A 7,165-nucleotide genomic window follows, 5' to 3' on the forward strand; every position below is an offset into this window, starting at 1 on the left:
GCCGCGATGCGCGTGCTCACCGGTCCCCGTTGGCGACTGGGCGCCCGGGACATCGCGGCGCTGTGGCGACGCGCCGTGCAGCTCGACGACGTCGGTGCGGCGGCGCAGAGCGGTGGGACCGAGAAGATCATCGCGCAGGTCGCTCCGGACGCGGACGCGGCGTGCCTGGCCGACGCGATCTGCGATCCCGGACTCGCCGGCGCGTACTCGGCGGACGGTCACACCAGGATCGTGGCGTTGTGGCGGGAACTGACCGCGTTGCGAGCTCATCTGGACAGCCCGCTGCCCGATCTGGTCGCCGAGATTCGCCGACTGCTGGGGGTCGACGCCGAAGTCAGAGCGGCGCAACCAGTGTCGGCAGGGTGGTCGGGTACTGAGCACCTGGACGCGTTCGGAGACGTGGTCGCCGATTTCTCGTCCAGGCCGGGGACCACGGTGTCGACCCTGCTGGCATTCCTCGACGCCGCCGAACAGGTCGAGAACGGTTTGGCGCCCGCCGAGATCACGGTGGCCGCGGACCGGGTGCAGATCTTGACCGTGCACGCGGCCAAAGGGCTGGAATGGCAGGTTGTCGCCGTGCCACACCTCAGCGGTCGGGTTTTCCCGTCGACGGCGTCCTCTCGCACCTGGTTGACCGATGCGGCCGATCTGCCTCCACTGCTGCGCGGCGATTGCGCCACGGTCTCCGACCACGGCGTCCCGGTGCTCGACACCTCCACCGTCAGCGACCGGAAAGCTCTGTCGGACAGCATCTCTGACCACAAGCGCAGCCTCGACCAGCGACGAACCGACGAGGAACGCCGGCTTCTCTACGTGGCGATCACCCGTGCCGAACGCACCCTGCTCGTATCGGGCCATCACTGGGGAGCCACCGAGTCCAAGCCTCGAGGCCCGTCGACTTTTCTGTGTGAGCTCAAGGATGTCATCGACGAATCCGTCGCCGCGGGAACGCCGTGCGGGTCGGTGGAGGTGTGGGCGGATGCCCCCGCCGACGGTGAGCCCAACCCGGTCCGCGATCGTGTTGTCGAAGCGATGTGGCCGGTCGACCCGGTGGCCGGCCGCCGCGAGGACACCGACCGAGGCGCCCGATTGGTGGTGCGGGCGATGTCGGCAGACCGGCAGGCCGACACGCCGAGCGATCCGCACGGCTGGGCCGCCGATGTCGATGCGCTGCTCGCCGAACGGGAACGCTCGGCACAGCGGCCCACCCCGGAGTTGCCCACGCAGCTGTCGGTGAGCACGCTGGTCGAGCTCGGCCGCGAACCCGACGCCGTCGCACGGCGGTTGCATCGGCGACTGCCGCGCCAGCCCGACTCACAGGCGTTGCTGGGCACGGCGTTTCACGAATGGGTGCAGCGGTACTTCCAGGCGGAGAAGCTGTTCGATCTCGACGACCTACCCGGCGCCGTGGATGCCGACCGACAGGACCGTGGACAGCTCGAGGAACTGCAGGCTGCGTTCGCGGTGTCGGAATGGGCGGCGCGCACGCCGGTCGAGGTGGAGATCCCGTTCGACATGGTCATCGCGGGTCGTGTGGTGCGTGGTCGGATCGACGCGGTCTTCGCCGACGGGGACGGCGGGGTGACGGTGGTCGACTGGAAGACCGGAGCGCCGCCGTCGACACCAGAAGATCTGCAGCGCAACGCTGTTCAGCTCGCAATTTACCGGCTCGCGTGGGCGCGGCTCCAGGGCTGTCCGGTCTCGTCGGTGCGCGCCGCGTTCCACTATGTGCGATCCGGGCGGACCGTTCGTCCTGACATGCTGCTCAGTGAGCAGGAGGTGGCCGAGTTGATGAACGCGGCCGCCGCGTGAGCTGTCTCGGCTCAGCTCTCGCGGTAGATCTTCAGCGCCTGGGTGATCATCGGGATCTGCAGTGGCAGCCGGGCGACCGCGGCAGCACGCATCGGCAGCGGCTTGTCCTTCCACAGCCGGACCATGTTCACGTTGGCCGGCAACACTCCGAGGTACAGCGCAATCGCGGCCAGCGCACCGACGCGCCGGGTCTTCGGGGCCACCAGCAGGCCACCGACGGCGATCTCGGCGACACCCGAACCGTAGGTGTAGGCACGCGGACTGCCGGGAAGCTCGGTCGGGACGATGGTGTCGAACGGCTTGGGCGCGGCGAAGTGCAGGACCCCCATGCCGATCAGCCAGACGCCGGTCTTGGCGCCACGCGACGACTTGGTGATCTGCTGCAGTACGGAAGGGGGCGAGGCCATGGTTACATTGTGCGGGTGCGGCAGCCTCCAGCGGTGACGGACCCCCATGGTTAGAGGTCGTTTGCGTCGGCGGCTCGGCAGGATCAACCGTTCACTGGCCGATCAGCCGGTGCATTCGCTTGTTGATCGGGTGCAGATCCCGCACGAGGTACCGAGCCCCTGGTTGCGGATCACCAAGCGGATCGTGATCGCTCTGGGTGTGCTGTGCGCGGTGGTGCTCATCGTCTACATCGACCGAGACGGGTACAGCGACACGCAGAAGAACGGGCTGTCGCTGCTGGACTGTTTCTACTACGCGACGGTCTCCCTTTCGACGACCGGATACGGTGACATAGCGCCGATCACCGACACCGCCAGGTTCGTCAACATCGTCGTCATCACGCCGCTTCGGGTGGCGTTCCTCATCGTGCTCATCGGTACGACGGTAGAGACGCTGACCACCGAGTCCCGGCAGGCGTTCAGAATCCAGCAGTGGAGGAACAAGTTGCGCAACCACACGGTGGTCATCGGCTACGGAACCAAGGGTCGAACGGCGGTTGCGGCGATGATCGGCGACGAGATCGCGCCCGCTGACATCGTGGTCGTCGACGAGAACCCGACCGCGCTCGAGCGAGCCAAGAGCGCCGGGCTGGTGACCGTACGCGGCAGTGCCACCGACTCCGAAGTGCTGAGACTGGCCAGCGCCCAGCACGCCAAGTCCATCATCGTCGCGACCAATCGTGACGACACCGCTGTGCTCGTCACACTCACGGCGCGTGAACTCGCACCCAACGCCAAGATCATCGCCGCGGTCCGCGAGGCCGAAAACCAGCATCTGCTCGAACAGTCCGGCGCGGACTCCACGGTGGTGACGTCTGAGACTGCGGGTCGTCTGCTCGGCATCGCCGTGCAGACGCCCAGCGTGGTGGAGATGATGGAGGACCTGCTGACTCCCGATGCCGGCTTCGCGATCGCCGAACGCGAGGTCACGCCCAAGGAAGCGGGCAGCTCGCCGCGGCATCAGAGCGACATCGTCCTCGGCGTCGTGCGGAACACGAAGTTGATCCGCGTCGACGATCCCGAGGTCGACTCGCTCGAACTCGGGGACAGGCTGCTGTTCATTCGTAGCGCGGACTCCGACCGATGAGCGCTTGCGCGAAGAGCCGTGGGCAGCGATGAGCGCTTGCGCGAAGAGCGGCACAAGACGATGAATCCTTCGGGTTTCCGGCTGCGCAACATCCCGCTGCTGTCCCGGGTGGGAGCAGACCGCGCGGACACGTTGCGCACCGACGTCGACGCGGCTGTCGCGGGATGGTCGGAGGCGCTGCTGCTGCGCGTGGATCGGCGTAACCAGGTGCTGATCTCCGAAGGCAGCGCGGTCCTCGGCCAGGCAGGCGCGCTCGGGGACGCGCCGCCGGAGGACGCGGTGTTCCTGGGCCGACTGCGAGACGGTCGGCATGCCTGGGCGATCCGCGCGGAACTGCAACCCCCGGACGATCCCGCTGCGCCGACCGAGGTGCTCGACCTCCGCCGTGCCGGCCAGGTGTTCGACGATGTGAGCGCCCAGTTGGTGGCGACCGCCACAGCGCTGTTGAACTGGCATGACAGCGCCCGGTTCAGCCCCCTGGACGGGTCACCGACGGTGCCCGCCAAATCCGGGTGGTCACGGGTCAACCCGGTCACCGGCCGCGAGGAGTTCCCGCGTATCGACCCTGCGGTCATCTGTCTGGTGCACGACGGCCACGACCGCGCCGTGTTGGCCCGCCAGACGCTGTGGCCGGACCGGCTTTTCTCGATCCTCGCTGGATTCGTCGAGGCCGGTGAGTCGTTCGAGACCTGTGTGGTTCGCGAGATCTCCGAGGAGATCGGGTTGACCGTCACCGATGTGGAGTATCTGGGCAGCCAGCCGTGGCCGTTTCCCAGATCGCTGATGATCGGCTTCCACGCTCTTGGGGATCCCGAGCAGGAGTTCGCATTCAACGACGGCGAGATCGCGGAAGCGGCGTGGTTCACCCGCACCGAGATCCGCGAGGCCCTCGATCAGGGCGACTGGGGTTCGACGAGTCAGTCCCGACTGCTGCTGCCCGGATCCATTTCGATCGCCCGGGAGATCATCGAATCCTGGGCCGCGCTGGATTGAGCCCACGCGCGCAGTCCCGGGATCGGTTCGGTATGCCGCCTCATGGCGAGATCGACACCTGGGCTGTGAGACCCCTCAAAGGGCCGGGAAACCGCAGCCATGATGTCAATCTCGATGCGAGGAGTGACGAGAGCTTGGTCGAACCGAACTAGCCGGCGAGTTTGGCTTTGACCTGCGCTCCAGTCGGATTCGTCAGGGTCGAGCCGTCGGCGAACTTCAGCGTCGGCACGGTCTGGTTACCCCCGTTCGCCGTCGCCACGAAGTCCGCGGCGGCTGGGTCGGCCTCGATGTCGACCTCGGTGAAGGCGATGCCCTCGTTCTTGAGGACCTTCTTCAGGCGGACGCAGTAGCCGCACCACGACGTGGTGTACATCGTCACAACGTTTTGATCAGCGCTCATAAGGCACTCAACGTAGTCGACGCCGCCAACATGCCCGAGCCGTGCCCGCGGTTGTCAGGCCGCGCTGACATGATGGGCGGCATGTCCCCAACGGCCTCGCGTGACCGGCTGCTTGGCGACCTGGACGAGGAGCAGCGTGAAGCCGTGCTCGCCGCGCGCGGACCGGTGTGTGTGCTGGCCGGCGCCGGGACCGGCAAGACGCGCACCATCACCCGCCGCATCGCTCACCTCGTGACGGCCGGCCATGTCGCCCCGGCCCAGGTGCTCGCGGTGACGTTCACCCAGCGTGCGGCAGGGGAGATGCGCGGTCGTCTGCGGGCGTTGGACGACGGCACGGGTACCGGTGGGGTGCAGGCGATGACGTTCCACGCCGCCGCGCGCCGCCAACTGGCGTACTTCTGGCCCCGGGTGGTGGGCAACACCGAATGGCAACTCCTCGACACGAAGTTCTCGATCGTGGCCCAGGCGGCCAACCGCAGCGGCCTGCCCACCGGCACCGACAACGTCCGCGACCTCGCCGGTGAAATCGAATGGGCCAAGGGGTCTTTGGTCAGCCCCGAGGACTACCCGTCGACCGTCGCCGAGGCGGGTCGCGATATCCCGTTCGACGCAGCCAAGGTCGCCGCGGTGTACACCGCCTACGAGGCGCTCAAAGCCCGCCACGAAGGCAGGGCGTTACTGGACTTCGATGACCTGCTGCTGCACACCGCGGCCGCGATCGAGACCGACGCCGCGGTGGCCCAGGAGTTCCGCGACCGCTACCGCTGCTTCGTCGTCGACGAGTATCAGGACGTCACCCCGTTGCAGCAGCGTGTGTTGGACGCCTGGCTCGGCAGCCGTGACGACCTGACCGTCGTCGGCGACGCCAACCAGACCATCTACTCGTTCACCGGAGCCTCACCGCGGTATCTGCTCGACTTCTCGCGGCGGTTCCCCGAGGCTGCGGTGATCCGATTGGAGCGCGACTACCGGTCCACGCCGCAGGTGGTGTCGCTGGCCAACAGGGTGATCGCCGCCGCGCGCGGCCGGATGGCGGGCAGCAGGCTGCACCTGGTGGGTCAGCGCCCGCCGGGTCCGGAGCCGACGTTCAGCGAGTACCCCGACGAGGTCGCCGAGGCCGCAGCGGTGGCCCGCAAGGTCAAGAAACTGCTCGAATCCGGCACTGCCGCTTCGGAAATCGCGGTGCTCTACCGCATCAACGCGCAGTCGGAGGTCTACGAAGAGGCGCTCACCGAGGTCGGCGTGCCGTTCCAGGTCCGAGGCGGTGAGGGGTTCTTCAGCCGGCAGGAGATCCGGCAGTCACTGCTGGCGCTGCAGCGCGCCGCCGAACGGGATCCGGCCGAGTCCGAACGCCCACTGCCGGAGATGGTCCGAGCGACGCTGGAGCCGCTGGGTCTGACCGCCGAGCCGCCGCCGGGTACCCGCGCGCGGGAGCGCTGGGAGGCGTTGGTCGCACTGGCCGAGTTGGTCGACGAGGAGGTGGCGCAGCGTCCACAGCTCGACCTCCGCGCCCTGGTCACCGAGTTGCGCCAGCGGGCGGACTCCCGCCACCCGCCGGTGGTGCAGGGCGTCACGCTGGCCTCGCTGCACGCCGCCAAAGGCCTGGAGTGGGACGCGGTGTTCCTGGTCGGGCTCGCCGACGGCACACTGCCGATCTCCCATGCGTTGTCCCACGGCCCCGACAGCGAGCCGGTGGAAGAGGAGCGGCGGCTGCTCTACGTCGGAGTCACCAGGGCGCGAGTGCATCTGGCGCTCAGCTGGGCGTTGGCGCGGGCCCCCGGCGGACGGCAGGGCAGGCGCCCGTCGCGCTTCCTCAACGGCATCGCACCGCAGTCTGAGCGCGATGACGGCCCGAGTCGTTCGCGTAAACCCCGCGGGCCGGCGCCGCGCTGTCGGGTGTGCAATTCCGCGCTGACCTCACCCCCGGCGATCATGCTGCGGCGGTGCGAGACGTGTCCGTCCGACCTCGACGAACAACTGCTCGCCGAGCTCAAGGACTGGCGGCTGCGCATCTCGAAAGAGATGAGCGTGCCCGCCTACGTGGTGTTCACCGACAACACGCTGATCGCGATCGCTGAGGCCCTGCCGACGGATGACGCCGCGCTGGTCGCCATCCCGGGTATCGGTGCGCGCAAGCTGGAGCAGTTCGGTACCGACGTGCTCGCGATGGTCAAAGGCCGCCAAACTTCGTAAAGATCGTGCCAAAGCTGCTGGTCAGAAAATCGCTTGTCGGTTTCGGCTGGTACCGTCTAGCCTCGGAACACACAGACGAAGGCCATGTGCGAGAGGAGGGTGTCACGACAATGATCAGGAATCAACTGTTCACCGGCGTACGCGTTGCCGGAATGTCGCGGACCTTCCACGCCCCCGTCTGGGCGCACCCCGCGCATCCCGCCGCCGCTATAGCCGCCGCCGCCATTGCGGCGC

At 67.9% G+C, this 7,165-nt stretch carries 6 protein-coding genes; 4 read left to right on the forward strand and 2 right to left on the reverse strand.

Annotated features, from left to right (window positions below; translation table 11 throughout):
* Positions 1-1,812: 3'-5' exonuclease (locus tag WA965_RS01955; protein ID WP_526446984.1), on the forward strand; the 1,812-nt coding region annotated here is incomplete at its 5' end.
* An 11-nt stretch (positions 1,813-1,823) separates the two neighbouring features.
* Here the strand turns inward: WA965_RS01955 and WA965_RS01960 are convergent.
* On the reverse strand, positions 1,824-2,219 hold the full coding sequence (locus WA965_RS01960; RefSeq protein ID WP_526300755.1) for a DoxX-related protein: 396 nt from the start codon (positions 2,217-2,219) through the stop codon (positions 1,824-1,826).
* 46 nt (positions 2,220-2,265) lie between these two features.
* On the opposite strand from WA965_RS01960, the gene WA965_RS01965 reads away from it, so the two are divergent.
* Together WA965_RS01965 and nudC are read left to right on the forward strand one after the other, a co-directional pair.
* Positions 2,266-3,345 (forward strand): potassium channel family protein, encoded by a 1,080-nt coding sequence (locus WA965_RS01965; protein ID WP_526300757.1) that lies wholly within the window; start codon positions 2,266-2,268, stop codon positions 3,343-3,345.
* A 60-nt stretch (positions 3,346-3,405) separates the two neighbouring features.
* A complete protein-coding gene (gene nudC / locus WA965_RS01970) occupies positions 3,406-4,338 on the forward strand; it encodes an NAD(+) diphosphatase (RefSeq protein ID WP_526300775.1) in 933 nt (310 codons plus the stop codon).
* A 148-nt stretch (positions 4,339-4,486) separates the two neighbouring features.
* Here the strand turns inward: nudC and WA965_RS01975 are convergent, their stop codons facing one another.
* Positions 4,487-4,738, reverse strand: a complete 252-nt coding sequence (locus WA965_RS01975; protein ID WP_526300759.1) for a mycoredoxin — start codon at positions 4,736-4,738, stop codon at positions 4,487-4,489.
* Between the two features lie 81 nt (positions 4,739-4,819).
* Between WA965_RS01975 and WA965_RS01980 the strand changes: the two genes are divergently transcribed.
* Positions 4,820-6,931, forward strand: a complete 2,112-nt coding sequence (locus WA965_RS01980; RefSeq protein WP_526300761.1) for a UvrD-helicase domain-containing protein — start codon at positions 4,820-4,822, stop codon at positions 6,929-6,931.
* Positions 6,932-7,165: the final 234 nt, after the last annotated feature.

This window comes from Mycobacterium sp. (assembly GCF_049683935.1).
Taxonomy (GTDB): Bacteria; Actinomycetota; Actinomycetes; order Mycobacteriales; family Mycobacteriaceae; genus Mycobacterium.